The 26,705-nt window shown below is 71.6% G+C and carries 27 protein-coding genes and 1 pseudogene; 11 read left to right on the forward strand and 17 right to left on the reverse strand.

The features are described from left to right. The coding region (locus CA983_RS09765; RefSeq protein ID WP_107500214.1) for an SAV2148 family HEPN domain-containing protein at positions 1-1,230 on the forward strand (1,230 nt) is incomplete at its 5' end. A 139-nt stretch (positions 1,231-1,369) separates the two neighbouring features. Continuing rightward, a complete protein-coding gene (locus CA983_RS09770) occupies positions 1,370-2,086 on the forward strand; it encodes a 3'-5' exonuclease (RefSeq protein WP_086600473.1) in 717 nt (238 codons plus the stop codon). Between the two features lie 55 nt (positions 2,087-2,141). Here the strand turns inward: CA983_RS09770 and CA983_RS09775 are convergent, their stop codons facing one another. Both CA983_RS09775 and CA983_RS09780 read right to left on the reverse strand, forming a co-directional pair. Beyond that, a complete protein-coding gene (locus tag CA983_RS09775) occupies positions 2,142-2,678 on the reverse strand; it encodes a YbaK/EbsC family protein (protein ID WP_086600474.1) in 537 nt (178 codons plus the stop codon). Continuing rightward, positions 2,609-3,607: a DMT family transporter gene (locus tag CA983_RS09780; protein WP_086600475.1), complete on the reverse strand. Its 999-nt coding sequence runs from the start codon at positions 3,605-3,607 to the stop codon at positions 2,609-2,611. The genes CA983_RS09775 and CA983_RS09780 overlap by 70 nt, the downstream gene beginning before the upstream one ends. A gap of 92 nt (positions 3,608-3,699) precedes the next feature. On the opposite strand from CA983_RS09780, the gene CA983_RS09785 reads away from it, so the two are divergent. After that, on the forward strand, positions 3,700-4,605 hold the full coding sequence (locus CA983_RS09785; RefSeq protein ID WP_086600476.1) for a LysR family transcriptional regulator: 906 nt from the start codon (positions 3,700-3,702) through the stop codon (positions 4,603-4,605). A 126-nt stretch (positions 4,606-4,731) separates the two neighbouring features. Here CA983_RS09785 and CA983_RS09790 read toward each other — a convergent pair whose 3' ends face one another. Continuing rightward, a complete protein-coding gene (locus tag CA983_RS09790) occupies positions 4,732-5,595 on the reverse strand; it encodes a phosphotransferase enzyme family protein (RefSeq protein ID WP_086600477.1) in 864 nt (287 codons plus the stop codon). A 179-nt stretch (positions 5,596-5,774) separates the two neighbouring features. On the opposite strand from CA983_RS09790, the gene CA983_RS09795 reads away from it, so the two are divergent. The 6 genes from CA983_RS09795 to CA983_RS09820 all read left to right on the forward strand — a co-directional run bounded on the left by CA983_RS09795 (position 5,775) and on the right by CA983_RS09820 (position 11,974). Continuing rightward, complete coding sequence (locus tag CA983_RS09795; protein ID WP_086600505.1) at positions 5,775-6,719, forward strand: carbohydrate ABC transporter permease; 945 nt, start codon at positions 5,775-5,777, stop codon at positions 6,717-6,719. After that, on the forward strand, positions 6,716-7,549 hold the full coding sequence (locus tag CA983_RS09800; protein WP_086600478.1) for a carbohydrate ABC transporter permease: 834 nt from the start codon (positions 6,716-6,718) through the stop codon (positions 7,547-7,549). The genes CA983_RS09795 and CA983_RS09800 overlap by 4 nt, the downstream gene beginning before the upstream one ends. Then, positions 7,549-8,823 (forward strand): ABC transporter substrate-binding protein, encoded by a 1,275-nt coding sequence (locus tag CA983_RS09805; protein WP_086600479.1) that lies wholly within the window; start codon positions 7,549-7,551, stop codon positions 8,821-8,823. Before CA983_RS09800 ends, CA983_RS09805 begins: the two co-directional genes overlap by 1 nt. 279 nt (positions 8,824-9,102) lie before the next feature. Further along, positions 9,103-9,882 (forward strand): 23S rRNA (adenine(2058)-N(6))-methyltransferase Erm(O), encoded by a 780-nt coding sequence (gene erm(O), locus CA983_RS09810; protein ID WP_086600480.1) that lies wholly within the window; start codon positions 9,103-9,105, stop codon positions 9,880-9,882. Between the two features lie 46 nt (positions 9,883-9,928). Further along, entirely contained in the window at positions 9,929-11,131 is a 1,203-nt protein-coding gene (locus CA983_RS09815) for a glycosyltransferase (RefSeq protein ID WP_086600481.1), read from the forward strand. A 294-nt stretch (positions 11,132-11,425) separates the two neighbouring features. Next, positions 11,426-11,974, forward strand: coding sequence for a DUF1697 domain-containing protein (locus CA983_RS09820; RefSeq protein WP_086600482.1), 549 nt, complete (start codon positions 11,426-11,428; stop codon positions 11,972-11,974). Positions 11,975-12,031: 57 nt separating this feature from the next. Here CA983_RS09820 and CA983_RS09825 read toward each other — a convergent pair whose 3' ends face one another. Then, positions 12,032-12,874: a transglutaminase-like domain-containing protein gene (locus CA983_RS09825; protein ID WP_086600483.1), complete on the reverse strand. Its 843-nt coding sequence runs from the start codon at positions 12,872-12,874 to the stop codon at positions 12,032-12,034. 182 nt (positions 12,875-13,056) lie between these two features. Here CA983_RS09825 and CA983_RS09830 point away from each other — a divergent pair, with 182 nt between their 5' ends. Together CA983_RS09830 and CA983_RS09835 are read left to right on the forward strand one after the other, a co-directional pair. Further along, positions 13,057-13,893 (forward strand): GvpL/GvpF family gas vesicle protein, encoded by an 837-nt coding sequence (locus CA983_RS09830; RefSeq protein ID WP_086600484.1) that lies wholly within the window; start codon positions 13,057-13,059, stop codon positions 13,891-13,893. Further along, a pseudogene (locus tag CA983_RS09835) lies at positions 13,893-15,074 on the forward strand (MFS transporter); the annotation flags it as partial. The gene CA983_RS09830 and the pseudogene CA983_RS09835, both read left to right, overlap by 1 nt. Positions 15,075-15,197: 123 nt before the next feature. Here the strand turns inward: CA983_RS09835 and CA983_RS09840 are convergent. From CA983_RS09840 to CA983_RS09900, 13 genes are all read right to left on the reverse strand, one after another. After that, positions 15,198-15,938: a sirohydrochlorin chelatase gene (locus tag CA983_RS09840; protein WP_086600485.1), complete on the reverse strand. Its 741-nt coding sequence runs from the start codon at positions 15,936-15,938 to the stop codon at positions 15,198-15,200. Between the two features lie 6 nt (positions 15,939-15,944). After that, positions 15,945-16,841 carry an ABC transporter permease gene (locus CA983_RS09845; protein WP_086600486.1) on the reverse strand — a complete coding sequence of 299 codons (897 nt, stop codon included), beginning with the start codon at positions 16,839-16,841 and terminating at the stop codon, positions 15,945-15,947. Further along, entirely contained in the window at positions 16,828-17,616 is a 789-nt protein-coding gene (locus CA983_RS09850; protein ID WP_086600487.1) for an ABC transporter ATP-binding protein, read from the reverse strand. Before CA983_RS09850 ends, CA983_RS09845 begins: the two co-directional genes overlap by 14 nt. Before the next feature lie 36 nt (positions 17,617-17,652). After that, positions 17,653-18,756: an aliphatic sulfonate ABC transporter substrate-binding protein gene (locus tag CA983_RS09855; RefSeq protein ID WP_086600488.1), complete on the reverse strand. Its 1,104-nt coding sequence runs from the start codon at positions 18,754-18,756 to the stop codon at positions 17,653-17,655. A 216-nt stretch (positions 18,757-18,972) separates the two neighbouring features. After that, positions 18,973-20,307, reverse strand: a complete 1,335-nt coding sequence (locus tag CA983_RS09865; protein ID WP_086600490.1) for a sulfate adenylyltransferase subunit 1 — start codon at positions 20,305-20,307, stop codon at positions 18,973-18,975. A 2-nt stretch (positions 20,308-20,309) separates the two neighbouring features. Beyond that, positions 20,310-21,245, reverse strand: a complete 936-nt coding sequence (gene cysD, locus CA983_RS09870) for a sulfate adenylyltransferase subunit CysD (protein ID WP_059416721.1) — start codon at positions 21,243-21,245, stop codon at positions 20,310-20,312. Then, entirely contained in the window at positions 21,242-21,778 is a 537-nt protein-coding gene (cysC, locus tag CA983_RS09875; RefSeq protein WP_086851630.1) for an adenylyl-sulfate kinase, read from the reverse strand. Before cysC ends, cysD begins: the two co-directional genes overlap by 4 nt. Before the next feature lie 44 nt (positions 21,779-21,822). Beyond that, positions 21,823-22,533, reverse strand: coding sequence for a phosphoadenylyl-sulfate reductase (locus CA983_RS09880; protein WP_086600492.1), 711 nt, complete (start codon positions 22,531-22,533; stop codon positions 21,823-21,825). Next, positions 22,530-22,709 (reverse strand): hypothetical protein, encoded by a 180-nt coding sequence (locus CA983_RS09885; protein ID WP_086600493.1) that lies wholly within the window; start codon positions 22,707-22,709, stop codon positions 22,530-22,532. The genes CA983_RS09880 and CA983_RS09885 overlap by 4 nt, the downstream gene beginning before the upstream one ends. Further along, positions 22,706-24,403: a nitrite/sulfite reductase gene (locus CA983_RS09890; protein WP_086600494.1), complete on the reverse strand. Its 1,698-nt coding sequence runs from the start codon at positions 24,401-24,403 to the stop codon at positions 22,706-22,708. The genes CA983_RS09885 and CA983_RS09890 overlap by 4 nt, the downstream gene beginning before the upstream one ends. Positions 24,404-24,531: 128 nt before the next feature. Further along, positions 24,532-24,615: a putative leader peptide gene (locus tag CA983_RS49150; protein WP_310887545.1), complete on the reverse strand. Its 84-nt coding sequence runs from the start codon at positions 24,613-24,615 to the stop codon at positions 24,532-24,534. A gap of 126 nt (positions 24,616-24,741) precedes the next feature. Next, entirely contained in the window at positions 24,742-25,314 is a 573-nt protein-coding gene (locus CA983_RS09895) for a GNAT family N-acetyltransferase (protein WP_086600495.1), read from the reverse strand. A 22-nt stretch (positions 25,315-25,336) separates the two neighbouring features. After that, positions 25,337-26,665 (reverse strand): hypothetical protein, encoded by a 1,329-nt coding sequence (locus tag CA983_RS09900; RefSeq protein WP_086600496.1) that lies wholly within the window; start codon positions 26,663-26,665, stop codon positions 25,337-25,339. Positions 26,666-26,705 lie beyond the last annotated feature (40 nt).

Consider the following 26,705-nt stretch of genomic DNA (forward strand, 5'->3'; position numbering starts at 1 on the left):
GGGCTGGAGCTGCCCCCTGGTGACGAAGGTCACGAGGGGAACTCCACAGACGTCCCGACCGGTGCCGTGTCGCTGGCCCGGCCGATGGACGCGACGGGCTCGATCGGTCCGGAACTGGACTGGGACGCCGACGCCTGGCGCGAGGTGCGCACCCGCGCCCAGCGGGCCGGCCGGGCCTACATCTGGCTGAACCTCGTCGAGCAGCGGCTGCGCGCGGTCGTCGCCGCCGTACTGCGACCCATCTACGAACCCGTCCACGGCGACGACTGGGTGGTGGCCGCCGCCGGACCCGCCGGGCAGGAGTGGGTGCAGCGCGCGGTCGCCGTACGCGAGGTCAGCCGCCGCAAGGGCTACCTCCTCGACCCGGCCGACGACAACGTCCTGTCCTTCCTCACACTGCCGCAGCTGCGCGAGCTGATGGTGCAGCACTGGCCCTGCTTCGAGCCCTACTTCGACGACCGCCGGGACGTCGAGCTGGCCCTGGACGAGCTGGAGGTCACCCGGAACGTCGTCTCCCGCAACCGGGCCCTGTCCGAGGCCGTCCTGAACCAGGCCGAGCGGGCTTCCGCCCGGCTGCTGGAGATGCTCGGCGCGGGCGGTGACGTGCCCTCCGCGCGCCGGCTGCCCATCGACGCGGTCGAGGACCTGGTCGGCGACCGGTACGCCGACGTGGTCGCCGTCCACCCGGACCGGGTGCGGCTGATGCGCCAGTTCCCGGCCGAGGACATCTTCGGCGGTGCCCGCCGCCTCGACGCCATCGGCATCGGCCTCAACCTGCTCGTGCAGAACTTCTCCGGCCGCCGCCTGGTCCGGCTGGCCGAGGCCGGCTGCCGGGTGCGGCTGCTGTTCCTGAACCCGGCCTCCAGCGCGGTCAAGCGGCGCGAGCGCGAACTCGGCATCAAGCGCGGCGAGCTGAGCCGGGCCGTCGAGATGAACATCCTGCACATGCGCCGGGTGCGGGCCCGGCTGCGCGACCCCGGGGCCTTCGAGATCCAGGTCTTCGACGAGACGCCCCGCTTCACGGCGTACCTGGTCGATGCCGACGGCGCGGACGGCATCGCGGTCGTGCAGAACTATCTGCGCCGGACCCGGGGCATGGAGGCACCGGTGTTCGTGCTGCGCAACAGCGGCAAGGTGGTCAAGTCGGGCGAGATCGACGAAAGCGGCCTCTTCCCCACTTATCGCGAGGAGTTCGAGATGATGTGGGCGGATTCGCGGCCGGTGTCGTGAACCGTGGCCCGCTGTGCGGTGGTTGTGGTGGTTCGCCCGGCCGCGGCGGGGGCTGAGCGGAACGCGGTCCTCTGATTGTCAGTGGTGCATGGGAGGGTGGAGACCACTGGGGGAACGCACCATAGAAGGGGGGCCGCCCATGGCCTGGCACCGGGAGCTGCTGATCGGCTTCGACCTGGAGACGACGGGCACGGATCCGCGCGAGGCGCGCATCGTCACGGCAGCCGTGATCGAGGTCAGGGGCGGGGAGCCGATGGGGCGCCGGGAGTGGCTGGCCGACCCGGGGGTGCCGATCCCCGAGGACGCGGTGGCGGTGCACGGCATCAGCAACGAGCGGGCGGCGGCCGAGGGCAGACCGGCGGACCAGGTGGCGGACGCCCTCGCCGACGTCCTCACCTCCTACTGGAAGACGGGCGTGCCGGTCGTCGCCTACAACGCCGCCTTCGACCTGACCCTGCTCTCCGCCGAGCTGCTCCGCCACGGACTGCCGTCCCTGCGCGACCGCCTGGGCGGCGTGGACCCGGCCCCGGTCATCGACCCGTACACCATCGACCGCTGGGTCGACCGCTACCGCCGCGGCAAGCGCAACCTCGAAGCGGTCTGCGCCGAGTACGGCGTGGTCCTCGGCTCCGCCCACGACGCCATGGCCGACGCCCTCGCGGCGGCCCGCCTGGCCGGCGCGATAGCCGCCCGCCACCCCAAGATCGCCTCCCTCGGCCCGGCCGACCTCCACCGGCGCCAGATCGAGTGGTACGCGCAGTGGGCGGCGGACTTCCAGAGCTTCCTGCGCGGCAAGGGCGACACGACGGCCTTGGTGGACGGGGCATGGCCGTTGCGGGAGCCGGCGGACGCGTAAGCCGCGCCCGCCCCTCAGAAGGCCCGGCCCGTCAGAAGGCCCGACGCTCTCTCCGCTACACCGACGCGGGCGTCGCGATGCGTTCGACGCGGGGCTTGGCCAGTCGCTCGTAGTCGGCGCCCGAGACGAGGAGCGAGCGGTCGAGCCGGGCCGCGTTGAAGTACAGCTTCGGCCGGGCCACGACGTCCGGGTCGGCGACCAGTTCCAGGTCGGGATCGAAGCTGAACGGCAGGACCGTGCCGGGCACGGCGCGGGCCAGCCGCTCGGCCGTCCCGGGGTCACTGAAGCCCACGTAGCGGGCCGCGAACAGCGCCCTGACGGCGTCCAGGTCCACCCGCCGGTCCCCGGGGACGACCGAGAGGACGTGGCGTGTGGTGCGGCGGTCCACCTTGACCCGCAGCACGATGCACTTCGCGGCCTCGCGGGCCGGATGCCCGCGCAACGCGCAGACGGCTTCGGTGGCGCCTTCGGGATCGTGGTCGATGAGGCGGTAGTCGACGGAGGCCGAGTCGAGCAGGGAGATCAGGTGGTCGTAGGTGTCGTGCCGGCCGGTGTCGTGCGGGCTGGGGGCGCGGTGGGTGCCGTCGGGCATGCGGAGTCCTTGTCGGGGGAGTGGGACGAGGGAGGCAGGGGGTCGGGTGCGCTTCGGTGCGCCCGTTCCACCGCCTGCCCCCAGTACGTACCGGCCACCATGAGGGCTGCCCCGAGGCCGGTGAGGGGCGTGAGATGTTCGCCGCCGAGGGCTGTGCCCACCGCGACGGCCCAGACCGGCTCGGTGCCCAGCAGCAGGCTGGCCCGGCTGGCGGAGGTGCGCTGCACGGCCCAGGTCTGGGCCAGGAAGGCGAACACACTGCAGAACAGGGCGAGATAGACCAGCTGGGCCCAGGTCGCCGGATCCGTGCGGACCAGCCTCGGCAGGTCGTGGGCGGTGATCGGCAGGAACAGGGCCGTGCCGACGAGGGTCTGCACGGTCGTCAGATGCAGGGGCCGAATGGCCCGCCCGGTCGTGAAGCGGCCGACCAGCGCCACATGCACGGCCCGGATCAGCGCGGCGCCGAGCATCAGCAGGTCGCCGAGGCGCGGCGCGTGGAAGCCGTTGCCGGACATCAGCAGCCCGACGGCCAGGACGCACACACCGGTCGCGGCGAAGAAGGAGACAGGCAGCGCGCCGCGGTGGCCGCCGCGGTCGAGGAACGGGGTGAGGACGATGGTCAGACTGATGATGAGCCCGGCGTTGGCGGCGCTGGTGTGCGCGACGCCGTACGTCTCCACGACCAGGACCGCGGCCTGGGTCAGCCCCAGGGGCACCCCGGCCCGCAGCTCGTCACGCGTCCACCGGCGCGACCCGCGCCGTCGGGCGGCGACGACGCCGAGGCAGGCGAGCGCGGAGAGGGCGTAGCGGGCCAACAGCACCAGCAGGACGGGGAGCGCGGCCGTGGCCGTCTGGGCGGACAGGTAACTGGAACCCCAGACGAGCGCGACAAGGAGGAGTACCGCATCGGTACGGCGGACGTCGGACACCCGCCCACGGTGCACCGGAGGCATCCATGAAGCCCAGTACCAGTGTCTAAAAGGATCATTTAGCGGGCCTACATCGTCCCTACACTGAGGCGATGGACGAACGTCAGCTGCGGATCCTGCGGGAACTCGGCGAACTGGGCAGCGTCACCGCGGTCGCCGAGGCGCTGCTGGTGACACCGTCGGCGATCTCCCAGCAGCTGCGGCTGCTGCAGCGCGCGATCCCCGTGCCGCTCACCGAGCGCCAGGGGCGACGGCTGGTGCTCACCGACGCCGGGCAGGCGCTGGCGGGCGCGGCCGTGGAGGTCGAGACGGCGCTGGCTCGCGCACGGCACACCGTCGAGGAGTTCGTCGGACGGCCCGACGGCGAGGTGTCGGTGGCGGCGTTCCACAGCGCGGGCGCCGCGTTCTTCCCGCCGCTGCTGCGCGCGCTGGCCGGTCCGGGCAAGCCGGTGCCGAGGCTGGCCGACGAGGACGTACCGCAGGAGGACTTCCCCCGGCTCACCCGGGAGTACGACGTCGTCCTGGCCCACCGGCTGGACCACGCCCCGCCATGGCCGGACACGGTGGCCACGACGACGCTGCTGCGCGAGCCGCTGGACGTGGCCATGCCCGCCGACCACCCCCTGGCCGCCAAGCGCCGGGTCACCCCGCGCGACGTGGCCGGCGAGCCGTGGATCACCGTGCACGAAGGGTTCCCGGTGCTGGCGACCATCGAGGCCATCGCCGCCGCGGCGGGCCGCAGGCTCCATCTCGCGCATCGCATCAACGAGTTCTCGGTGGTCGCCGAGGCCGTGGCCGCCGGGGGCGGTATCGCCCTGATGCCGCGCTGGACCATGCGCCCGCATCCGGCGCTCGTGCTCCGGCCGCTCAGCGGAGTGCGGGCGCGACGCCACATCGACGCCCTGTACCGCCCCGAGCGCACGGCCCGCACAGCGGTCCGCACGGTCCTCACCGAACTACGCCGCGCCGCACACAGCATCCAGGGCAGAGAAGACTGACGGCGGGTGACGCCCCTGAAAGGGGCGCGGGGCTGTGCTCGATATGCGGCTCCGCCGCGCGGGCGCGACCAGCCACCAACCGCCCGCAGTCGCCGCACGACGCGTAGTCCCCCGAACCACAGGCGCTCAGAACGGATACCACCGCACCGTCTCGTCCCCCTCCCGCAACGAAGCCACCCGCCGCCGAAACTCCGCCAGCGCCTTCGGATTGCTCGGCGCATGCTGCGCCACCCACGCACAACTGGCCGTCTCCCGGGCCCCACGCAACACCGAACACTCCTCCCACTCCCGCACATCCCAGCCGTACGCCTCGGTGAAGGAGCCGTACGCCTCGTCCGGGAGCCCATAGCGGTCGTGGGAGAGCACCATCACCACCAGGTCGTGCTCGCGCAGGTCCGCGGAGACCGTCTCCAGGTCGACCAGAACCGGCCCCTCCGGCCCCACATGCACATTGCGCGGCAGCGCGTCGCCGTGGATCGGCCCCGGGGGCAGATGCGGCGTCAGCGCCGCCGCCTGCGCCGCGAACCCGTCCCGCCGCTCCCGCAGATACGCCGCGTCCGCCGGATCGATCGCGTCCCCGGCGAGCCGCAGCCAGCGTTCCACACCGCCCAGCAGATCGCGGGACGGCAGATCGAAGGAGGGCGCGGGCAGGGCGTGCACGACCCGTAGCAGTTCGGCCAAATCCCGCGGCTCGGCGGGCCGTACGGCGTCGTGCAGCCGGTGCCACACCGTCACCGGGTGCCCGTCGACCAGCAGGGGCTCGGGCTCGGCCGCCTGTACCGCCGGCACACCCGCCTCCGCCAGCCACAGCGCGATGTCCAGTTCGCGTCGCGCCCGGTCGAGGAGTTCGGCGTCGCGGCCCACCTTGACGACCAGGTCACCGGAGGCGAACACCGCGTTCTCGCCCAGCGCGAGCAGCCGTGCCTCCCCGGCCGCGCCGGGCAGTACTCCCGCCGCGGCCAGTACGTCCCGGGCCCGTGCCTCGTCCATCGTCCGCCTCCGTCGTCGCGTTTCCCGCCGTCGTCCACGTCTTCCGCCGTCGGGTTCCGGCCATCCGCCGGTCAGTGTCGCATCGGCACAGGTGGGACGGCATGCGCGGTGTCTTGACGAGGCAGACCGCCTTCACGACCATGACGTGGCCGGCCGAGCTGTGCAAAGGGGCTGATTCCGTGACATCGGTGACCGAGGCTTCGCCGCCGAGGAGACCGGCCGGCCGCACGCCCGGCGGGGCCCGGCCCCGGCGGGGCGTCGACCACGGCGCCTGGTTCCTGGTGCTGCCCGCCCTGCTCCCGATCCTCGTCCTCAGCGTCGGGCCACTGCTGTACGGAATCCTGCTGGCCTTCACCGACGCCCAGTCGGGCCGCACCGAGCCCACCCAGTGGATCGGCGGCCTCAACTTCCGGGACCTGCTGCACGACACGCTGTTCTGGGAGTCGTTCCGGATCGGCCTGGTGTGGGCGGTCGGGGTGACCGTGCCGCAGTTCCTGCTCGCGCTGGGCCTCGCCCTGCTGCTCAACCAGGACCTGCGACTGCGCTGGCTGGCCCGCGCCCTGGCGATCATCCCCTGGGCGATGCCCGAGGTCGTCGTCGGCATCATGTGGCGGCTCGTCTACAACCCGGACGCGGGCATCCTCAACGAGACCCTGCGCGACGTCGGCCTGGGCGGTGACCGCGACTGGCTCAGCGGATTGGCCACCGCGCTGCCCGCCGTCATCGTCGTGGGCGTCTGGGCGGGCATGCCGCAGACGACGGTCGCGCTGCTCGCCGGACTCCAGAACACCCCGCGCGAACTGCACGAGGCGGCGGCGGTCGACGGCGCGAGCGCCTGGCGCCGTTTCCGCACGGTCACCTGGCCCGCCCTCAGGCCCATCGCCCTGGCCATCACCGCACTCAACCTGATCTGGAACTTCAACTCCTTCGCCCTGGTCTACGTCCTCACCAGCGGCGGCCCGGGCGGCCGGACCCGCCTGCCCATGCTCTTCGCCTACGAAGAGGCCTTCCGCTACGGGCAGTTCGGCTACGCGGCGGCGATGGGCTGCGTGATGGTGGCCGTGATCTCGATCGCCCTGGCCGTCTTCCTCGCCGCCCGCCTCAGGGGAGGTGACGACGCGTGAGGACCAGCCGCCCGGCCCGCGTCGGCCAGTACACCGCGCTGCTCGCCTATCTCGTCTTCCTCGCCTTCCCGTTCCTCTGGCTCGTCTCCACCGCGTTCAAGCCCCCGCGCGAGCTGGGCAGCCTCCACCCGACCTGGATTCCGAACGACCCCACCCTCGCCAACTTCCGGCAGGCCTTCGACGAACAGCCGCTGCTGCACGCCGCCCTCAACTCCCTGCTCGCCGCAGTCGCGGCGGCGGTCGTCGCCGTGCTGATCGCGACCCCGATGGCCTACGTCGTCGCCCGGCGCCGCACCCGGCTCGCCAGGGCGGTGACGGGCTGGGTGGTGGTGAGCCAGGCGTTCCCGTTCGTGCTGCTGATCATCCCGCTGTTCCTCGTGCTGAAGAACCTCCGCATGATCAACTCCGTGCCGGGGCTGGTGCTCGTGTACGTGGTGTGGGCGCTGCCGTTCGCGCTGTGGATGCTCGCCGGATACGTGCGGGCCGTACCACCCGAACTGGAGGAGGCCGCCGCGGTCGACGGGGCGGGACGGCTGCGGACGCTGGTGTCGGTGACGGCGCCGCTGCTCGCGCCGGGCATCATGGCCACCGCGCTGTTCGCGTTCATCACCGCGTGGAACGAGTTCTTCTTCGCCCTCGTGCTCCTCAAGACGCCGGAGAAGCAGACCCTTCCGGTGGTGCTCACCCATTTCATCGGGGCCGAAGGCGTCGCCGACCTCGGCCCGCTCGCGGCGGCCGCGTTCCTCGCCACGCTGCCCTCGCTGGTCGTCTTCGCGATCATCCAGCGGCGGATCACGGGCGGCATGCTCACCGGGGCGGTGAAGAGCTGATGCGCGCACGCCTGCTCGCCCTCGTCCTGATGCTGCTCCTCGCCGGCTGCTCCTCCGGCGGCACCCGCGACGACGGCCGGATCACCCTGCGCTTCCAGTCCCTGGCCTGGCAGGAGGAGTCGGTCGAGGCCAACAAGGAACTGGTGAAGGAGTGGAACGCCACCCACCCGGACGTCCGGGTCGAGTACGTCCAGGGCAGCTGGGACAGCGTCCACGACCAGCTCCTCACCGCCTTCGAGGGCGGCGAGGCACCCGACATCATCCACGACGCCTCCGACGACCTCGCCGACTTCGCCTACGGCGGCTACCTCGCCGACCTCACCGATCTGCTGCCCGCCCGGCTGAAGTCGGACATCCCGCAGCGCAGTTGGGAGACGACCACCTTCGGGGACGGCATCTACGGCGTGCCGTTCCTCCAGGAACCGCGCGTGCTGATCGCCAACGCGAAGTGGCTCAAGCGGTCCGGCGTACGGATCCCGACGCCCGAGAAGCCGTGGAGCTGGGCCGAGTTCCGCCGCATCACCGAACAGCTCAGCGGCCGGGGGAAGTACGGGATCGCCTGGCCCCTGAAGGAACCGGTCTCCGCCACCCTCAACCTCTCCCTGTCGACGGGCGGACAGCTCTTCCACCGCGGGGCCGACGGCAAGGTGACGGTCCGGTTCGAGGCGGCCGACCAGGTGGTGCCGCGCACCATCCACGCCCAGGCAGGCACCGACCGCAGTGCCTCGCCCACGACCCTGGGCAGCGGCGGCTCCGACACCCTGCCCGGCTTCTTCGGCGGCCGATACGCGATGGTCCCGCTCGGCTTCTCCTACCGCCAGCAGATCGTGCAGCAGGCCCCGAAGGGCTTCGACTGGCAGGTGCTGCCCGCCCCCGCCGGCGCCGGGGGACTCACCCAGGGCGTCAGCCCGCAGACCCTCTCCGTCGCCGAGGACTCCCCGCACAAGAAGGAGGCAGCCGCCTTCATCGACTTCCTGCTGAGGCCCAAGAACATGGTCCGCCTCGCCCTCGGCGACTGGATGCTGCCGACCGGCGACCGGGCGCTGAACGACCCGGCCCTGCGCACACCCGAGCACGGCTGGGCCACGGGCACCGCGCTCGCCGCCCACCTGCGCCCGGCACCCGCACAGACCGTACGGGGCTACCCCGAGTGGAAGGACAAGGTGGCGACCCCGGCCCTTCAGGAGTACTACAGCGGCGCGATCGGCATCCGCGAGCTGCGCGAACGTCTGGAAGAGGACGGCAACCTCGTGCTGGCGCGCTACCAGCGCTGAACCCCGCCGAAATCCCGTTGTACGTCGTCACCGGCAGCGCCTAGCGTGCTGCCGTGGGAATCAACGCGATCTACATCTCCGGTCACGGCCGGGGCTGCGCGCACGCCGCACGGGTGCGCCGCGCCCCGGAGCCCTGACCGGCCCGGGGAGCCACGCCCGCTGAGCCTCTGAGTTTCCGAGTCTCCGAGCCCGGCGTCTCACCACTCCTGTCTCCTCTGTCTTCCGGTCAGGGCCTTCGGCTGCCCTCACATCCCTCACGGAAGACAAGGACCGCAGGCCATGGCCCGCCCCACCGCCACCTCCCGCGCGCTCTCGCAGAACTTCCTCGCCGACCACGCCACCGCCGAACGCTTCGCCCGGCTCGCCGCCCCGCAGGCCCGGCCGATCCCGCTGCTGCTCGAAGTCGGCGCGGGCAAAGGCGCGCTGACCGCACCGCTGGCGCGACGCTGCCGGGAGCTGCGCGCCTACGAGATCGACCCCAGGCTCGTGCCCGTCCTGCGCGGCCGCTTCGCCGGCACCCCGCAGGTGCGTGTCGTCGGCGCGGACTTCCTGGCCGCGCACCCGCCGCGCACACCCTTCTCGGTCGCCGGGAACGTGCCGTTCTCCCGTACCGCGGCCGTGGTCGACTGGTGCCTGCGCGCCCCCGCCCTCACCGACGCCACGCTGCTCACCCAGCTCGAGTACGCCCGCAAACGCACCGGCGACTACGGCAGCTGGACGCTGCTGACGGTCCGGACCTGGCCCCGCTACGAGTGGCGGCTCCTGGGACGCGTCGGCAGGCGCAGCTTCCGGCCCGTGCCACGCGTGGACGCCGGGGTGCTGCGCATAGAACGGCGCGACACCCYGCTGCTCGACGCCGCCGCGTACCGGAGCTGGCGCCGTCTGGTCGAGCTGGGCTTCTCCGGGGTCGGCGGTTCACTGCACGCGTCGCTGCGGCGGGCCCACCCGAGGCGGCGGGTGGACGCCGCGTTCCGGGCGGCGCGCCTGGACCCGGGCGTGCTGGTGGGCGAGGTGGCGCCGGAGCGGTGGCTGCGGCTGCACGAGGAGCTGACCCACTGAACCAAATGTATTGCACGAGACGTCTCGTCTCGCGTACGGTCGGCGCATGACCAGTCGCGCTCATATCGCCATGTTCTCCATCGCCGCCCACGGCCACGTGAACCCGAGTCTGGAGGTGATCCGCGAGCTCGTGGCGCGCGGCCACCGCGTGACGTACGCGATCCCGCCGGTCTTCGCGCAGAAGGTCGCGGAGACAGGTGCCGAGGTGAAGCCGTGGAACTCGACGCTGCCCTCGCCCGACGACGACCCGGAGGCCTGGGGGAGCACGCTGCTGGACAACGTGGAGCCGTTCCTCGACGACGCGATCCAGGCCCTCCCGCAGCTGATCGAGGCCTACGAGGGCGACGAGCCGGACCTCGTCCTGCACGACATCGCCTCCTACCCGGCCCGCGTCCTCGCCCACCGCTGGGAGGTGCCCGCGATCTCCCTGTCGCCGGCCATGGTCGCCTGGGAGGGGTACGAGAAGGAGGTCGCCGAGCCCATGTGGGAGGAGCCGAAGAAGACCGAGCGCGGCCGTGCCTACTACGCCCGCTTCCAGGCCTGGCTGGAGCAGAACGGGATCACCCTGCACCCCGACGCGTTCGGGGGCCGGCCCGACCGCTCGATCGTCCTGATCCCCAAGGCCCTCCAGCCGAACGCGGACCGGGTCGACGAGAGCGTGTACTCCTTCGTCGGCGCCTGCCAGGGCGACCGGAGTGCCGAGGGCGACTGGCAGCGGCCGGCCGGCGCCGAGAAGGTCGCGCTCGTCTCGCTCGGGTCCGCCTTCACCAAGCAGCCCGGCTTCTACCGGGAGTGCGTCAAGGCGTTCGGCGACCTGCCCGGCTGGCACCTGGTGCTCCAGGTCGGCAAGCACATCGACCCGGCCGAGCTCGGGGAGGTCCCCGCGAACGTCGAAGTGCGTTCCTGGGTACCGCAGTTGGCGATCCTGAAGCAGGCCGACCTGTTCGTCACGCACGCCGGCGCGGGCGGCAGCCAGGAGGGCCTGGCCACGGCCACGCCGATGATCGCCGTACCGCAGGCCGTGGACCAGTTCGGCAACGCGGAGATGCTCCAGAGCCTCGGTGTCGCCCGGTACCTCCCCACGGAGGAGGCGACCGGCGAGACGCTGCGCGAGGCGGCCCTCGCCCTCGTCGACGACCCGGAGGCCGCCCGCCGCCTGAAGGAGATCCAGGCGGAGACGGCCCGGGAGGGCGGCACCCGGCGCGCGGCCGACCTCATCGAGGCCGAACTGCCCGCTCGCCGGGGGTAGTCGGGGCGGCCGTCACCCGCCGGGCCGTCACACCGCGACGGCCCGGCGGGTGAGAGTCATGCGGCGTGCGGTGACGGCCCCCTGCCGCCCCCGCACGGCACTCGCCTCTCCCCACTGGGGAGGACCGGAAAGGACCGTGGTCCCCTCCAGCTATCGGTCTCCTCGGGTGTGTGGATCCTGAGCAGAAGGTTGTGCCCCGCGGTGACCGGTGAGTAATTTACGGGGCTCGGGCAGCCGCCCACCGGCCGTCGTGCCCGCCCCCACGGGGCACGACGGCCGTCTTAGGGTGAGCGGATGACGACGACGTATGCGGCACTGTTGCGCGGAATCAACGTGGGCGGCAGCAGGAAGGTCCCGATGGCGGACCTGCGCACACTCATGGCGGGCCTCGGCTACGAGGACGTGCGGACGTACCTCCAGAGCGGCCAGGCCGTGTTCGCCTCCGGTCACGGTGACGAGGAGTCGCTGGCCGCCGAGATCACGCATGCCATCGAGAAGCACTTCGGGTTCGGCGTCGACGTGATCGTGCGCGACCACGCCTATCTGAAGGCGATCGCCGAGGCCTGCCCCTTCCCGGCCGCCGACCTGGAGCCCAAGCAACTCCACGTCACCTACTTCTCCGCCCCCGTGTCGCCCGAGCGCTTCGCGGAGATCGACGCATCCGTCTACCTCCCCGAGGAGTTCCGCTTCGGCGACCGCGCCCTGTACCTGTACGCCCCCAACGGCCTGGGCCGCTCCAAGCTGGCCGAACACCTCGCGAAGCCGCGCATCAACAAGGGCGTCATCGCCACGACCCGCAACTGGAACACCGTCGTCAAGCTGGTGGAGCTGACGGGTTCCTGAACACGACCCGGCCGTCGAGGCGGCCATCGAGGGCGAGCCGGCGCTGGGCGACGCCGTTCAGCGAGCCGCAAGAGTGACCTTCCGGTCGCCGAGACAGGGCGTGTACGACGTGATCTCGGCCGGGACGGCCAGTCGCGGATCCTCGTAGGGCCGGGCCGGGTCGTCCTGGGAGCCGACCGCGTCGGCCGCCGCCAGTTCGTGCTCGGTCAGCGGCACCCGGCCGAGGAACTGCGGACCCCAGCCGTCCCAGGGGAGCAGTTCGACGCCGTTGACGGCGGCCAGGTCGCGCACCACGTTGCCCCACACGAACCACAGCCCCCGCAGCCGGCCGACGCCGCTGAGCCCGAAGTCCATCGGATCCGCCCGCCCCTCGCGGCAGGCCCGCCAGGCCTTCCCGGCCACGAGGAACCGGTCCCTGGGCACGTCCATGGGGTCGAACGGCATGTCGTACCCGTGGTGGACCTGCGCGTCGGCCAGGCGCCACCGCCCCTCCGGTGTGCGGTACTCGGTCACCCAGTGGTCCTCGTGGAAACCGTCGACGAAGTACGTCGCGAAGCCGCAGCGCAGCCGCGCGGGCGTCCCCGTCGCCCGCAACAGCGAGCACAGCAGCAGCGAGAAGTCCCGGCACGTACCCACGAACCGCTCCTCCGGCGCCCGCCGTTCGGTGAGCGGGGCGTCACCGCGCTCCCGCAGGATCCTCAGGATCTCCGTGACGTAGCGCGACTCGGCGTCGTGGTGCAGCCGCGCCTCGGGAACGGAGTGTCCGAACAACTCTCCCTCACCCCGATGGATGATCAGGTTCCGGACCAGGCCGGCGAGTTCCCCCGGTTCACGCGGCAGGCCGCTCGTGTCCAGGTCCCCGGGGTCGCTGTACGGCGTCTGCTTCAGGTAGTCGTCCATGCCCCGGACCCTTGCCCCTGCCCCAGGGGCAAGGTCAACGGCACCGGGCGTTTTCGGTGTTTGCGTGAACACGCCCGCCGCCGCCCCCGTACCTAAGGGCAGCACGAGATACGAGTCTCGCGAGAGGGATCGCGCCGAGATCGCCGCGCCGCCCTCAAGGCGGCCGACAGGAGGCCGGAGCCATGACCGACCCGAACCTCGTCTACGCCTACGCGGTCCTGCGCCGTACCCCCGGGGCCGCCGCGGCCGCGACGGACCTGCGCGGGGTCGCCGGCGACCCGATCCACCTGGTGGAGCCCACGGACCCCGCCTCACCCCTGGCCTTCGCCGTCGGCCCCGTCCCGGCCGCCGACTACGGCGAGGCACCCCTCAAGGCCCACCTCGACGACCTGGACTGGATGGAGTCCACGGTCCGGTCCCACCACGCCGTGGTCGCCGCGCTCGTCGCCTGCGGCGCCGCCGTCCTGCCGCTACGGCTGGCCACCGTCTACCCCGACGAACACCACGCCCGGCAGGCCCTCGACACCCGCCGCGCGTACTTCCTGTCCCTCCTGGACCGCCTCACGGGCCATGTCGAACTCGGCGTCAAGATCTACGCCGCACCGGACATCACCCCACCCGAGTCGGGTACCGACGCCGGACAGGAAACGCCCACCGGCCTCGGCGTCGGTCGCGCCTACCTGGCGATCCGCCGCCGCAGACAACGCAGAAACGAGGAAGGCTGGCGCACGGTCGCCCAGGCCGCCGCGCACCTCACCCGGACGGCCGGCACCCTCGCCGTCGACCGCGTCGCGCACACCCCGGAACGCGGAAGCCTCGCGGGCCCGGCCCCCGGCACCAACGTCGGCAACGACGCGTACCTCGTCCCCGCCGACCGCGTCGATGCCTTCCGCACCGGCGTACTGGCGGCCGCCGAGGGCATCCCCGGCCTCCGCGTCGAAGTCACCGGCCCCTGGGCCCCCTACTCCTTCGCACTCCAGCCGGAACCGGTCATGGGCCCGTCGAGTAGCCTGCTCTGATGGCCCCACCCGGACCAGTTCCCTCCACCCGCCGGGATTTCCGCCTGCTCTGGGTGGGCGAGACCGTGAGCGGGTTGGGCAACAGCATCACCGTGGTGGCGTTGCCACTGATCGCGGTGGTGGTGCTGGACGCCGGCTCCACCGCCGTCGGCCTGATCGCCGCAGCGGTGTGGCTGCCCTGGCTGCTGGTGGGTCTGCCGGTGGGCGCCTGGGCGGACCGGATGCGCAAACGCCCACTGATGATCACGTGCGATCTGGTCTCCGCCGCGACGCTGGTGAGCATTCCACTGGCGGCATCGCTCGACGCGCTCACGTTCCCGCACATGGTCGCCGCCGCGCTGATCTGTGGCACCGCGGCGGTGTGCTTCAACACCGCCTACCACTCGTACATCCCGATCGTGCTCGACGGACGCGACCTCCTGGAAGGCAACGCCAAGCTCCAGGGCAGCGAGGCCGCCACCCAGGTCGCCGGGCCGGGGGCGGCGGGCCTGCTCGCCCAGGCGTTCGGCGCGGTCACCGCGCTCGTGGCCGACGCGGTGACGTTCCTGATCTCCGCGGTCTGCCTGAAGCGGATCAGGGCGGTCGAGCCGGACCGTGCTCCCGACGAGGCACGCACCCCCCTCCGACGACAGATCGTCGAAGGGCTTCGCTTCGTGGGCCGGGACCGGTACCTGCGGCCGATGGTCACCTGGGGCGCCCTGATCAACATGGCGTTGATGGGCTACCAGGCGGTCCAGGTCGTGTTCCTCGTCCGCAGCATCGGGCTGAACCCGGCCATGGTCGGGCTGCTGCTCACCAGCGGCAGTACGGGCGGTATCGTCGGCGCGCTGGTGGCCGGCAGGGTCGGCCGGCGGTTCGGCACCGCGCGCGGGCTGCTGCTCCTCCAGGTGGCCACCGCGCCGTTCGCGCTGCTGCTGCCCATGACCACGGCGGGGCCGGGGCTGCTGCTGTTCGCCATGGGGGCCTTCCTCGTCGGCATCGGCGTCTCCGTCGCCAACATCGTGGTCGGCAGCTTCCGGCAGACCTACTGCCCGCCGCACATGCTCGGCCGGGTCGTGGCGACGGCCATGATGATCAACCACAGCACCATCCCGCTCGGGTCCCTGCTCGGCGGCGTGCTCGGCGACGCGGTCGGGTACCGGCCGGCCATGTGGATCATGACCAGTATCGTCGCGCTCTCCTGGCTCGTCCTCGTCATGAGCCCGATGCGCCGCGAACACGACCTTCCGCGGGCCCCAGGAACCGGAACAAGCGCACGCCGGGGACTCGCGGGGGATGCAAGGGGCCGTCTGACAAGACGGACTTCAGGCGCTCACAGCCGCCAACGTCGGCACCCGAGCGGCCTCGTACCGCTCCAGCACCACCCGGGCCACCTCCGGCGCCGGCCCCAGTACATCCGCCAGGACGTCCGCCTCCGCCGCGCCCCGGGCGATGCGGTCCGGGAGGAAGCCGGGGGCGAGGACGTAGGGGGCGACCGCCACCCGGGAGCAGCCGAGGGCCCGGAGTTCCCGGACGGCGTCCTGCGTGCGGGGGAGGGATGCGGAGGCGAACGCAGGTCGCACGGCGCACCAACCGGTGTGCCGCCACTCCCGCGCGATTTCTGCGATCACTGCGATCGCCTCCGGGTCGGTGGACCCCGCCGAGGCCAGCACGACCCCGGTCGAGGACTTGTCGGCGGGGGACAGGCCCGCCTCGTACAGGCGTCGCTCCAGGGCGGACAGCAACAGGGGCGACGGGCCCAGGACCTCCGCCTGGCGGATGCGGAGCTGTGGGGGAGCGTCCGTGAGGACCGCCGGGATGTCCGCCTTCGCGTGGAACGCCCGGGTCAGGAGGAGGGGGAGGGCCACGACGTCACGGATGCCCTGGACCGCCAGGGACTCCAGCACCCCCTGCACCGAGGGCACGTTGAAGTCCAGGAAGCCCGTCTCCACGCGCACGTCGGGACGCAGGGAGCGGACCCGGCGTACCAGGGCGTGCACCGTCGCGGCGTGCCGCGGGTCGCGGCTGCCGTGGGCGATGACGAGGAGTACAGGCGTGTGGGTCATGGGACTTCAGCTCTTCACCAGCAGACCGCGGTTGCGCAGCACCCACCGCTCCAGCGGGCTGAAGAGGAGCAGGTCGATGGCGATGCCGACGACGAGGATGAGGAGGATCGCCTCGAAGACCATGGCCATGTCGCTGGCGTTGCGGCCGTTCTCCAGGAGCTGGCCGAGGCCGACGCCGAGGTCGGGGAAGGAGGCGATGATCTCGGCGGCCATCAGGGAGCGCCAGGAGAAGGCCCAGCCCTGCTTCAGACCGGCGACGTAGCCGGGCAGGGCGGCCGGGAGGACGATGTGCCAGGTGTGCTTCAGGCCGGTCGCGCCGAGGGTGCGGCCCGCGCGGAGGAACAGCGGCGACACCTGGTCGACGCCCGAGACCAGGCCGTTGGCGATCGAGGGGACGGCGCCCAGCAGGATCACCGCGTACATCATCGAGTTGTTCAGGCCCAGCCAGATGACCGCCGGGGGGACCCAGGCGACCGACGGCAGGGACTGCAGGCCGGACAGGATCGGGCCGAGGGCCGCGCGGACGAACTTCACGCGGGCCACGAGCAGGCCCAGGGGGGTGCCGATGATCAGGGCGAAGCAGAAGCCGAGCAGGCCGCGCGAGACGCTGGTCCAGATGTAACCGAGCAGTTCGCCCTGGAGCCACGCGGTGTGGACGACGTCCCACACCGCCGACGGCGCGGGCAGCTTCGTGGGGTCGTCGACGACCTTGAAGGAGACCAGGGCCTGCCAGGCCGCCAGGACGAGGGCGACGGCGATGACCGGCGGCAGGATCTTCTCCACGAAGGTCTGCCGGAACGGCTTGCGGCTGGTCTGCACCGTCTCCAGCGCGTCCAGGCCGGCTTCCAGTCCGGCGAGATCGCTGCCGTCCTTGGCGACGGTCGTCGAATCAGTGCTGGCCATGACGGCGGATCTCCCCACGCAGTTGTTCGGTGATCTCGACGGACAGCTCCGCCACGGCGGTGTCCTCGATACGGCGCGGGTGCTCGATGTCCACGGTCCACTCGTGGGCGATGCGGCCCGGGCGGGAGGACAGCAGCACCACGCGCTGGGCGAGCCGGACGGCCTCGCGCACGTTGTGCGTGACGAACAGGACGGACAGCTGCGTCTCGCGCCAGATACGGGTCAGCTCGTCGTGCAGCACGTCGCGGGTGATGGCGTCGAGCGCGGCGAACGGCTCGTCCATCAGCAGGAGCTTGCTCTCCTGGGCGAGCGCGCGGGCCATCGCGACGCGCTGGCGCATCCCGCCGGACAGTTCGTGCACCCGCTTGCGGTGGGCGCCCTTGAGCCGGACGAGTTCGAGCAGTTCCTCGGCCCGATCGCGGCGCTCGGTCTTCGGCACGCCCCTGAGCTTCAGGGCGAGTTCGATGTTCTTGCCCGCGGTCAGCCAGGGGAACAGGGCGTGTTCCTGGAACATCAGCGCGGGGCGGCCGTCGGTGGTGATGTCGCCGGCCGAGGGCCGGTCCAGACCGGCGACCAGGTTGAGCAGGGTGGACTTGCCGCAGCCCGAGGCTCCCAGGAGGGTGACGAACTCGCCGGGGGCGACATCGAGGGTGATGTCGTCCAGGACGAGCTGCTGCCCGGCGGGGCCCGGGAACGACTTCGAGACGTGGGCGATCCGGGCGGCGTGGGTGGCCGTCTCGGTGCCGTCGGCGGCCTTGGCGAGGGTCGTGGCCATGGTCGTCACCTCCTGGGAACGGGTCGGGATGCGGACTTAACGGACGCCGAGGCCGGCGTCGTCGACCGTGGGCTCGCCCTCGGCCTTGAGGACCTTGTTCAGCGGCGCGAGGTCGTAGATGCCCTTCAGGTTCGGCTTCTCCAGCAGCCCGGCCTTCACGGCGTGCTCCGCCTCGGTGTTGAGGGTGGAGGCCAGCGGGTCGTCGGTGAACCGGATCGACTTCCACGCCGGGTCCAGCACATCGGCGGGCAGCGCCTTGCCGGAGGACTCCTCCAGCTGCTCGTTCGCAGCCGCCTTCGCCTCATCGGGGTGGGCGTTGATCCACTTGTTGGTCTCGACCGAGCCCTTCAGCACCGCCTCGACGACCTTCGGGTGCTTCTTCAGGAAGTCCTGGCGGACGATGATGTTCGTGATCACGAACTTCTTGTCCGGCCACAGCGACGCCTCGTCGAGGAGCACCTTGCCGCCCTGGGCGACCAGCTTCGACGCGGTCGGCTCCGGCACCCAGGCGCCGTCGACGGACCCGGCCTTGTAGGCGTCCGGGGTGACCTTGTTGTCACTGCGGACGACGGTGACGTCACCCTTGCCGCTCTGCGGGTCGATCTTCCAGCCCTGGTCGGCGGCCCAGTTCAGGAACGCCACGTCCTGGGTGTTGCCGAGCTGCGGGGTCGCGATTCGCTTGCCCTTGACGTCCTTCAGCGACTTGATCTTGTCGGGGTTGACGACCAGCTTGACGCCGCCGGACGCCGAACCGCCGATGATCCGCAGGTTCTTGCCGTCCGCCTTGGTGTAGCCGTTGATGGCGGGGGAGGGGCCGATCCAGCCGATGTCGATGGACTGGGAGTTGAGCGCCTCGATCTCGGACGGACCGGCGTTGAAGACGGCGGGCTCGACCCTGGTGGCGCCGAGGGCCTTCTGGAGGAAGCCCTTCCGCATGCCCACGAGCGCGGTGCCGTGGGTCAGGTTGTCGAAGTAACCGATCTTGACGGTGTCGAGTCCCTCGATCTTCTTCGCCCCGGCGGCGACCTTGGCGGCCCCGTCGTCCTTGGCCTGGGAGCCGTAGCCGCAGGCGGCCAGCGTGAGCAGAGGCAGCGCGGCTGCTACCGCGAAGGATCGGCGCAGAGCGGATGATGCAGGCACGGGAGGTGTTCCTCTCGGAGGCCCGGCGGTCACGGTCTCTCAGGTCGTGGCCGGGAGGTCGGCAGGTCTACGGCGGTGGGGGGTGAGGGCGCGCGAGCGGTGCGCGTACGTCAGCGCACACATCGCGCGACTCCGCCCTGCCCGCTGCCGAGAGCACCGCTGCCGACGCGGCCGCCCTCCTTCGCGAACATCGAGTAGAAGTCGGGGGAGTTCATGTCAGAAGTCCCACCCGTCGTCATCGGACTCGTCCTTCACCGGATCGGGGGCGGCGAAGGACTCGCCGACCATGCCCGCGGTCAGCGTCGTGCCGTCGCTGGGGTCGATCAGGATGAACGAGCCGGTGCGCCGCGAGTCCGCGTAGGAGTCGACCGGCAGCGGCTCGGCGGTACGGATCTTCACCCGGCCGATGTCGTTGGCGACGAGCTGTCCCGGATGCGGGTGCAGGGACAGGTCGTCGAGCGTGAGACGGGACGGGATGTCCTTCACGATCGCCTTGACCGTGCGGGTGCCGTGCTTCAGCAGCACCCGGTGGCCGACGGTCAGCGGGGCGTCCGCGACATGGCAGACGGTCGCCTCGATGTCCTGGGTGGTCGGCGGCGCGTCCTTGCTGGGCACGATCAGGTCGCCGCGCGAGATGTCGATGTCGTCCTCCATCAGGAGGGTCACCGACTGGGTGGTCCAGGCGACGTCGACCGGCTCGCCGAGCAGGTCGATGCCGGAGATCTTCGTGGAGCGGCCCGACGGCAGCACGGTGACCTGCTCGCCGACGCGGAAGGAACCGGCCGCGATCTGACCGGCGTACCCCCGGTAGTCGGGGTGGTCGGCGCTCTGCGGCCGGATCACGTACTGCACGGGCAGCCGGGCGTGGCAGTGGCTCAGGTCGTGCGCGACCGGGACCGTCTCCAGGTGCTCCAGCACGGTCGGGCCGCCGTACCAGTCCATGTTCGCCGAAGGCTCCACCACGTTGTCGCCGACGAGCGCGGAGATCGGGATCGCGGTGACCTCGGGGACGCCCAGCTCGGTCGCGTACGCCGTGAACTCCTCGGCGATCGCCGCGAACACCTTCTCGTCGTAGCCGACGAGGTCCATCTTGTTCACCGCCAGGACCGCGTGCGGGACGCGCAGCAGGGCGGCGATCGCGGCGTGCCGGCGGGTCTGCTCGACCACCCCGTTGCGGGCGTCGACCAGGATGACCGTCAGCTCGGCCGTCGAGGCGCCGGTGACCATGTTGCGGGTGTACTGCACGTGGCCGGGGGTGTCGGCGAGGATGAACCGGCGCCGGGGCGTGGCGAAGTAGCGGTACGCCACGTCGATGGTGATGCCCTGCTCCCGCTCGGCCCGCAGACCGTCCGTCAGCAGCGCGAGGTCCGGCGCCTCCTGGCCCCGGCTGGCGGAGACACGCTCCACGGCCTCCAGCTGGTCGGTGAGGACCGACTTGGAGTCGTGCAGCAGCCGCCCGACGAGGGTGGACTTGCCGTCGTCGACGGAACCGGCGGTGGCGAACCGCAGCAGCGTGGTGGCCGAGAGTTCCTCGGTCGTGATCGTGCTCATCTCTAGAAGTACCCCTCGCGCTTGCGGTCTTCCATCGCGGCCTCGGACATCTTGTCGTCGGCGCGGGTGGCGCCGCGCTCGGTCAGCCGGGAAGCGGCGATCTCCACGATCACCTTCTCGATCGTGTCGGCGTCGGAGTCGACGGCGCCGGTGCACGACATGTCACCGACCGTGCGGTAGCGCACCAGGCGCTTCTCCACGGTCTCGCCGTCCTTCGGCCCGCCCCAGTCACCGGCCGTCAGCCACATGCCGCCGCGCTGGAACACCTCACGCTCGTGCGCGTAGTAGATCTCCGGCAGCTCGATGCCCTCGCGGGCGATGTACTGCCACACGTCCAGCTCGGTCCAGTTGGACAGCGGGAAGACGCGGACGTGCTCGCCCGGGGCGTGCCGGCCGTTGTAGAGGTTCCACAGCTCCGGGCGCTGCCGGCGCGGGTCCCACTGCGAGAACTCGTCCCGCAGGGAGAACACCCGCTCCTTGGCCCGGGCCTTCTCCTCGTCCCGGCGGCCGCCGCCGAACACGGCGTCGAAACGCTCCTGCTGGATCTTCTCCGTCAGCGGCACCGTCTGCAGCGGGTTGCGGGTGCCGTCCGGGCGCTCCTTGAGCACACCCCGGTCGATGTAGTCCTGCACCGAGGCGACATGCAGCCGCAGCCCGTGCCGGGCCACCGTGCGGTCCCGGTAGTCGATGACCTCGGGGAAGTTGTGCCCGGTGTCCACGTGCAGCAGCGAGAACGGCACCGACGCCGGCCGGAAGGCCTTCAGCGCCAGATGCAGCATGACGATCGAGTCCTTGCCGCCGGAGAAGAGAATCACCGGCCGTTCGAACTCACCCGCCACCTCGCGGAAGATGTGCACCGCCTCGGACTCGAGGGCGTCGAGGTGGGAGAGCGCGTACGGGCTGTCGGTCTCCTCGGAAACCGTCGCGGCGGTCGTCATGCCAGTCCCCTTTCGCTCAGCAGGGCGTACACGGACGCCGCGGACTCCTGCACGGTCTGGTTCTGCGACTCGATGCGCAGGTCGGGCGACTCGGGTGCCTCGTACGGGTCGTCGACGCCGGTGAGCCCCGTGAGCTCGCCCGCGGCCTGCTTGGCGTACAGGCCCTTGACGTCCCGCTCGCTGCACACCTCGACCGGGGTCGCCACGTGGATCTCCACGTACGCGGTGCCGTTCGCCTGGTGCCGCTTGCGCACCGCCTCGCGGCTGTCCTGGTACGGCGCGATCACCGGGACGAGGGCGAGCACGCCGTTGCGGGCGAGCAGTTCCGCGACGAAGCCGATGCGCTGCACGTTGGTGTGCCGGTCCTCGCGGCTGAAGCCGAGGCCCGCCGAGAGGAACTCGCGGATCTCGTCGCCGTCGAGCACCTCGACGCGGTGACCCTCGGCGCGGAGCCGGCCGGCCAGCTCGTGGGCGATGGTGGTCTTGCCGGCACTCGGCAGACCCGTGAGCCAGACGGTGGCTCCGGTCGTCACGTCGGTCTCCTGAATCGTCTGAGTCGTCTGAGTCTGAGGCGTCGTCATCCGTGCAGCCCGCACTCGGTCTTGCTGCGGCCCGCCCAGCGGCCGGCGCGCGCGTCCTCGCCCTGAAGGACCCGGCGGGTGCAGGGGGCGCAGCCGACGGAGGCGTAGCCGTCCATCAGCAGCGGGTTCGTCAGAACCCCGTGTTCGGTGACGTAGGCGTCCACGTCGTCCTGGGTCCAGCGGGCGATCGGGGAGATCTTGACCTTCTGGCGCTTGTCGTCCCAGCCGACCACCGGGGTGTTCGCCCGGGTCGGGGACTCGTCGCGGCGCAGACCGGTCGCCCAGGCCTGGTAGTCCTTCAGGCCTCGCTCCAGGGGCTCCACCTTGCGCATGGCGCAGCACAGGTCGGGGTTGCGGTCGTGCAGCTTGGGGCCGAACTCCGCGTCCTGCTCGGCGACCGTCTGGCGCGGCGTGAGCGTGATGACGTTGACGTCCATCACGGCGTCGACCGCGTCACGGGTGCCGATGGTCTCCTCGAAGTGGTAGCCGGTGTCGAGGAAGACGACGTCGACGCCGGGCATCGCGCGGGAGGCCAGGTGGGCGACGACCGCGTCCTCCATGGAGGACGTCACGCAGAAGCGCTTGCCGAACGTCTCGGCCGCCCACTGGAGGATCTCCAGCGCGGAGGCCTCCTCCAGGTCGCGGCCGGCCTGCTCGGCGAGGGCCTTGAGCTCCTCGGCCGTGCGCTGTTCCTGAACCGTGGTCATATCTTCGCCCCTCCGGTGTCGGATCGCTTGAGCCCCTGGGCCAGCAGCCCGAGGAACTTCAGCTGAAAGGCTCGGTTGCACGCCGCGCATTCCCACGCGCCGTGCCCCTCCTCGCTCGGACGCAGGTCCTCGTCACCGCAGTAGGGGCAGTAGAAAGGGGCCGCACGTTCGCTCACGACAGGGCCTCCTCGCTGGCGCGGGCCGCCCACGTGGCGAACCGCTCGCCGTCCTCGCGCTCCGCCTGGAACCGCTTCAGGACGCGCTCGACGTAGTCGGGCAGCTCTTCGGAGGTGACCTTCAGGCCGCGCACCTTGCGGCCGAAGCCCGCCTCCAGGCCGAGCGCGCCGCCCAGGTGCACCTGGTAGCCCTCGACCTGCTCGCCCTGGTCGTTGACGACCAGCTGGCCCTTGAGACCGATGTCCGCCACCTGGATACGGGCGCAGGCGTTCGGGCAGCCGTTGAGGTTGATGGTGATCGGCTCGCCGAAGTCCGGCATACGGCGCTCCAGCTCGTCGATGAGCTGCGAGCCGCGCTGCTTGGTCTCGACGATGGCGAGCTTGCAGAACTCGATGCCGGTGCAGGCCATGGTGCCGCGCCGGAACGAGGACGGCCGGGCCGTCAGGTCGAGCGCCTCCAGGCCCTCGACGAGCGACTCGACCTTGTCCTCCTCGACATCGAGGACGATCATCTTCTGCTCGACGGTGGTGCGCACCCGGCCCGAGCCGTGGGCCTCCGCGAGGTCGGCGATCTTCGTGAGCGTCGCGCCGTCGACGCGTCCCACGCGCGGGGCGAAGCCGACGTAGAAGCGGCCGTCCTTCTGCCGGTGCACGCCGATGTGGTCGCGCCACTGCTGGACCGGCTGCCCGGGAGCGGGGCCGTCGACCAGCTTGCGCTTGAGGTACTCGTCTTCCAGGACCTGCCGGAACTTCTCCGCGCCCCAGTCGGCGACGAGGAACTTCAGGCGGGCGCGCGTACGCAGGCGCCGGTAGCCGTAGTCGCGGAAGATGCCGATCACGCCCGCCCAGACGTCCGGGATCTCCTCCAGCGGCACCCAGGCGCCGAGCCGGACGCCGATCTTCGGGTTGGTGGACAGACCGCCGCCGACCCACAGGTCGAAGCCCGGGCCGTGCTCGGGGTGGTTCACACCGACGAACGCGACGTCGTTGATCTCGTGCGCCACGTCGAGCAGCGGCGATCCGGAGATCGCCGTCTTGAACTTGCGCGGCAGGTTGGAGAACTCCTTGCTGCCGATGTACCGACGGTGGATCTCGTCGATGGCGGAGCTGCCGTCGATGATCTCGTCCTCGGCGATTCCCGCGACCGGCGAGCCGATGACCACGCGGGGCGTGTCACCGCAGGCCTCGGTGGTGGACAGGCCGACCGCCTCCAGCCGGTTCCAGATCTCGGGCACGTCCTCGATCCGGATCCAGTGGTACTGGACGTTCTGCCGGTCCGTGATGTCGGCGGTGCCGCGGGCGAACTCCTGCGAGATCTCGCCGATCACGCGCAGCTGCCGCGTGGTGAGACGGCCGCCGTCGATGCGGACGCGCAGCATGAAGTACTCGTCGTCCAGCTCCTCCGGCTCCAGCACCGCCGTCTTGCCGCCGTCGATCCCGGGACGGCGCTGGGTGTAAAGGCCCCACCAGCGCATCCGGCCGCGCAGGTCGTTCGGGTCGATCGAGTCGAAGCCCCGCTTGGAGTAGATCGTCTCAATGCGTGTCCGCACATTGAGACCGTCGTCGTCCTTCTTGAACTGCTCGTTGCCGTTGAGCGGGGTGTGGTGCCCCGCGGCCCACTGACCCTCACCGCGGTGACGGCTCACCTTGCGGCGGGGAGTCGCGGCGGCAGGCTTCTGCGGGGTGGCGGCCATGGTTGATACGTCCTTCGGGACAGGCGGGAAAGCGGCTCTGACCTGCGCATGCGGGCGCATGGGCATAGGGGCGCGTCATTGCGCGGGAATGAGGCGAGAAAGGGGGATGTCGGGCTGCGTGAGTGCTCTCAGCGCGCCGGACAGATGGCGCTGGACATGCGGCCGAGGTCGACGTGGCGTCGACTCACCAAGGCAATCCCAGTTCCAGGCATGACGGAAGCGTGTCACGGCGATCTGGACACAGTCCAGCTTCGTCCAAGATTCGGACACTCCTGTCTCGAAATCTAAGACGTGCGTGTCCTTGGTCACATCGGGCCGTCCCGAGGTGTCCGGCCAGGTCAGACGGGGAACGCCCCAGGCCACGGTCCCGGAGCGGTGACCTCCGGTTCCTCCTCGACCTTGGTGTCGAACAGCTTGAAGCCGCGGCGCTGGTAGTTGTCCATCGCGTGCTCGCCGTCCTTGCTGCAGGTGTGCAGCCAGACCCGCTTCGTCGGCGTCAGTCCCGCCCAGCGGTCCGCGAGATCCCAGGCACGGGCCGTGCCGTACGACAGCAGGTGCCCGCCGATGCGCCGGCCGCGGAAGGCGGGGAGCAGGCCGAAGTAGACGATCTCCACGACCGCGTCGTCCTGGGCCTCCAGCTCCACGTACCCCGCGGGCGTGCCCCGGTCGTACGCCACCCACGTCTCCACGCCGGGCCGCTCCAAGTGCTCCTGCCACCGCGCGTACGACCAGCTCAGCCGGTCCGTCCAGAGGATGTCGCCGCCGACCGACGCGTACAGGAACCGGCTGAACTCGGGCGAGGGCACCTCGGAGCGGACGATCCGGACGTCCCCGTCCGGTGCGGCGGCCGGCAGCAGGTCGGTCGGAGCGGTCTGCTCCAGGGACCAGGTGGTCACGGCGAGGGTGGTCATGCGGGCCAGAAAATCATCTGACCTACTGATCTGTCGACCGGCCCAGCGCCCTGTCGGCCGACGCCAGCGGCAGCGCGAACAGCATCCGCCCCGACTGGGACCAGAGCTCGCCGGTCTCCTCCCAGTAGGAGAGGGAACCCGACCGGCCGCTCCAGCAGTGCCGCGTCTCGTCCGTCGCGCACTCCGTCGCCCGCGCGCCCTCCGTGTCCTGGCGCCACAGCGTCCCGTGCCCGCCGGGCGTGCCCGCCGCACGGTCGAGGTACCAGCCCGAGCGGTACGACAGCACGCCCCGCACATCGGTCGTCTTCGACTCGTACGCCTCGACCGGGTCCGCGCGGCCCGAGGAGTCCGTGGCGAGCAGGCCGGACCGGGCCGGGTCCCGGCTCAGCGCGTAGCGCCACAGCCGGGTGCGCCGGTCACTGTCCGCCGGCACCCACTCGCTCGCCACCAGGCTGTCGGGGACGGTGCTGCGGTCGAGGGAGACCGCGGCCGGGTGCGGCACGTCGTCCCCGCCGGGCAGGGCGTACGAGGCGACCGCGGGCAGCACGTACCGGTAGCCGGACGCCGCCCAGCCGCCCCGTACCCGGCCCACCGCGTCGGAGTCGACCGTGGCGCGCTGGATGCGGTCCATGTCGTACACGTACAGCGCGTCCCGGTCGCCCTCCCGGGTCGTCACCAGCAGCTTGTCCTGGTACCAGACCATGCCGGACAGCGGGGAGACCAGCCCCCGGTAGTCCCGCCCGCCGTCCACCGGGACGGCCAGCAGCGCCCAGGTGTAGCGGAGCCGGTCCGGGTCGTTCCCGTCGACGAAGGCGACCTTGGCCAGGCCCTGCTCGGGGGCCGGGCCGTCCATGGAGCCGCCCTCGGTGCCGCCGCGGGTCCAGCCGGAGAGGATCACGCGGTTGCCGCCCCAGCGGCCGTCGTCGTCCGCGTCGCCCGAGGTGGTGACCGCGCCGGGCCGCCAGCCCCGGGTGTCGGCGCCGCCGAAGCAGTACGCGCGCGTGGCCGCCGGCTCGACCGGCAGGGTGTGCTTCTCGGTGGTCGAGCAGTCGGCCGCGTTCCGCAGCGTGTGGTCGGCGCTGTCCAGCACCGTGCCCACACCGACGGGCCGGCCCATCTTCGAGGCGAGCCGGTCGAGCCACCGCCCGGGCACCCGGTGCTCGGCCAGCGGCAGCCGCCCGGCCTCCGCGGACACGGAGATCGGCTCCAGAGCCCCGGGCGCGTCGGCGACCGTGGCCTGCGAGGCGCTGATCAGGGTCGCGGCGGCGGTGAGTGCGAGAGCCGTCCCGGCCAGGGCCCCGCGCACTGCCCTGCCCCGCCTGCGCCGCCGGTGTCTGCCGCGTTGCTTCATAACGTCCTCCCGAGGCGGGCCAACTGCGCCTTGTGGTCCG

This window comes from Streptomyces swartbergensis, from assembly GCF_002148965.1.
Classification (GTDB): Bacteria; Actinomycetota; Actinomycetes; order Streptomycetales; family Streptomycetaceae; genus Streptomyces; species Streptomyces swartbergensis.

Coding starts and splice junctions, on each gene's coding strand:
- CA983_RS09850 (WP_086600487.1), bottom strand. CDS start 17,616: ATGGCCACGACCCTCGCCAAGGCCGCCGACGGCACCGAGACGGCCACC.
- CA983_RS09830 (WP_086600484.1), top strand. CDS start 13,057: ATGACCGACCCGAACCTCGTCTACGCCTACGCGGTCCTGCGCCGTACC.
- CA983_RS09815 (WP_086600481.1), top strand. CDS start 9,929: ATGACCAGTCGCGCTCATATCGCCATGTTCTCCATCGCCGCCCACGGC.
- CA983_RS09890 (WP_086600494.1), bottom strand. CDS start 24,403: ATGGCCGCCACCCCGCAGAAGCCTGCCGCCGCGACTCCCCGCCGCAAG.
- cysD (WP_059416721.1), bottom strand. CDS start 21,245: ATGACGACCGCCGCGACGGTTTCCGAGGAGACCGACAGCCCGTACGCG.
- CA983_RS09790 (WP_086600477.1), bottom strand. CDS start 5,595: ATGGACGAGGCACGGGCCCGGGACGTACTGGCCGCGGCGGGAGTACTG.
- CA983_RS09845 (WP_086600486.1), bottom strand. CDS start 16,841: ATGGCCAGCACTGATTCGACGACCGTCGCCAAGGACGGCAGCGATCTC.
- CA983_RS09880 (WP_086600492.1), bottom strand. CDS start 22,533: ATGACCACGGTTCAGGAACAGCGCACGGCCGAGGAGCTCAAGGCCCTC.
- CA983_RS09895 (WP_086600495.1), bottom strand. CDS start 25,314: ATGACCACCCTCGCCGTGACCACCTGGTCCCTGGAGCAGACCGCTCCG.
- CA983_RS09770 (WP_086600473.1), top strand. CDS start 1,370: ATGGCCTGGCACCGGGAGCTGCTGATCGGCTTCGACCTGGAGACGACG.
- CA983_RS09785 (WP_086600476.1), top strand. CDS start 3,700: ATGGACGAACGTCAGCTGCGGATCCTGCGGGAACTCGGCGAACTGGGC.
- CA983_RS09865 (WP_086600490.1), bottom strand. CDS start 20,307: ATGAGCACGATCACGACCGAGGAACTCTCGGCCACCACGCTGCTGCGG.
- CA983_RS09900 (WP_086600496.1), bottom strand. CDS start 26,665: ATGAAGCAACGCGGCAGACACCGGCGGCGCAGGCGGGGCAGGGCAGTG.
- CA983_RS09840 (WP_086600485.1), bottom strand. CDS start 15,938: ATGACCCACACGCCTGTACTCCTCGTCATCGCCCACGGCAGCCGCGAC.
- CA983_RS09820 (WP_086600482.1), top strand. CDS start 11,426: ATGACGACGACGTATGCGGCACTGTTGCGCGGAATCAACGTGGGCGGC.
- CA983_RS09825 (WP_086600483.1), bottom strand. CDS start 12,874: ATGGACGACTACCTGAAGCAGACGCCGTACAGCGACCCCGGGGACCTG.
- CA983_RS09775 (WP_086600474.1), bottom strand. CDS start 2,678: ATGCCCGACGGCACCCACCGCGCCCCCAGCCCGCACGACACCGGCCGG.
- CA983_RS49150 (WP_310887545.1), bottom strand. CDS start 24,615: ATGCCTGGAACTGGGATTGCCTTGGTGAGTCGACGCCACGTCGACCTC.
- CA983_RS09805 (WP_086600479.1), top strand. CDS start 7,549: ATGCGCGCACGCCTGCTCGCCCTCGTCCTGATGCTGCTCCTCGCCGGC.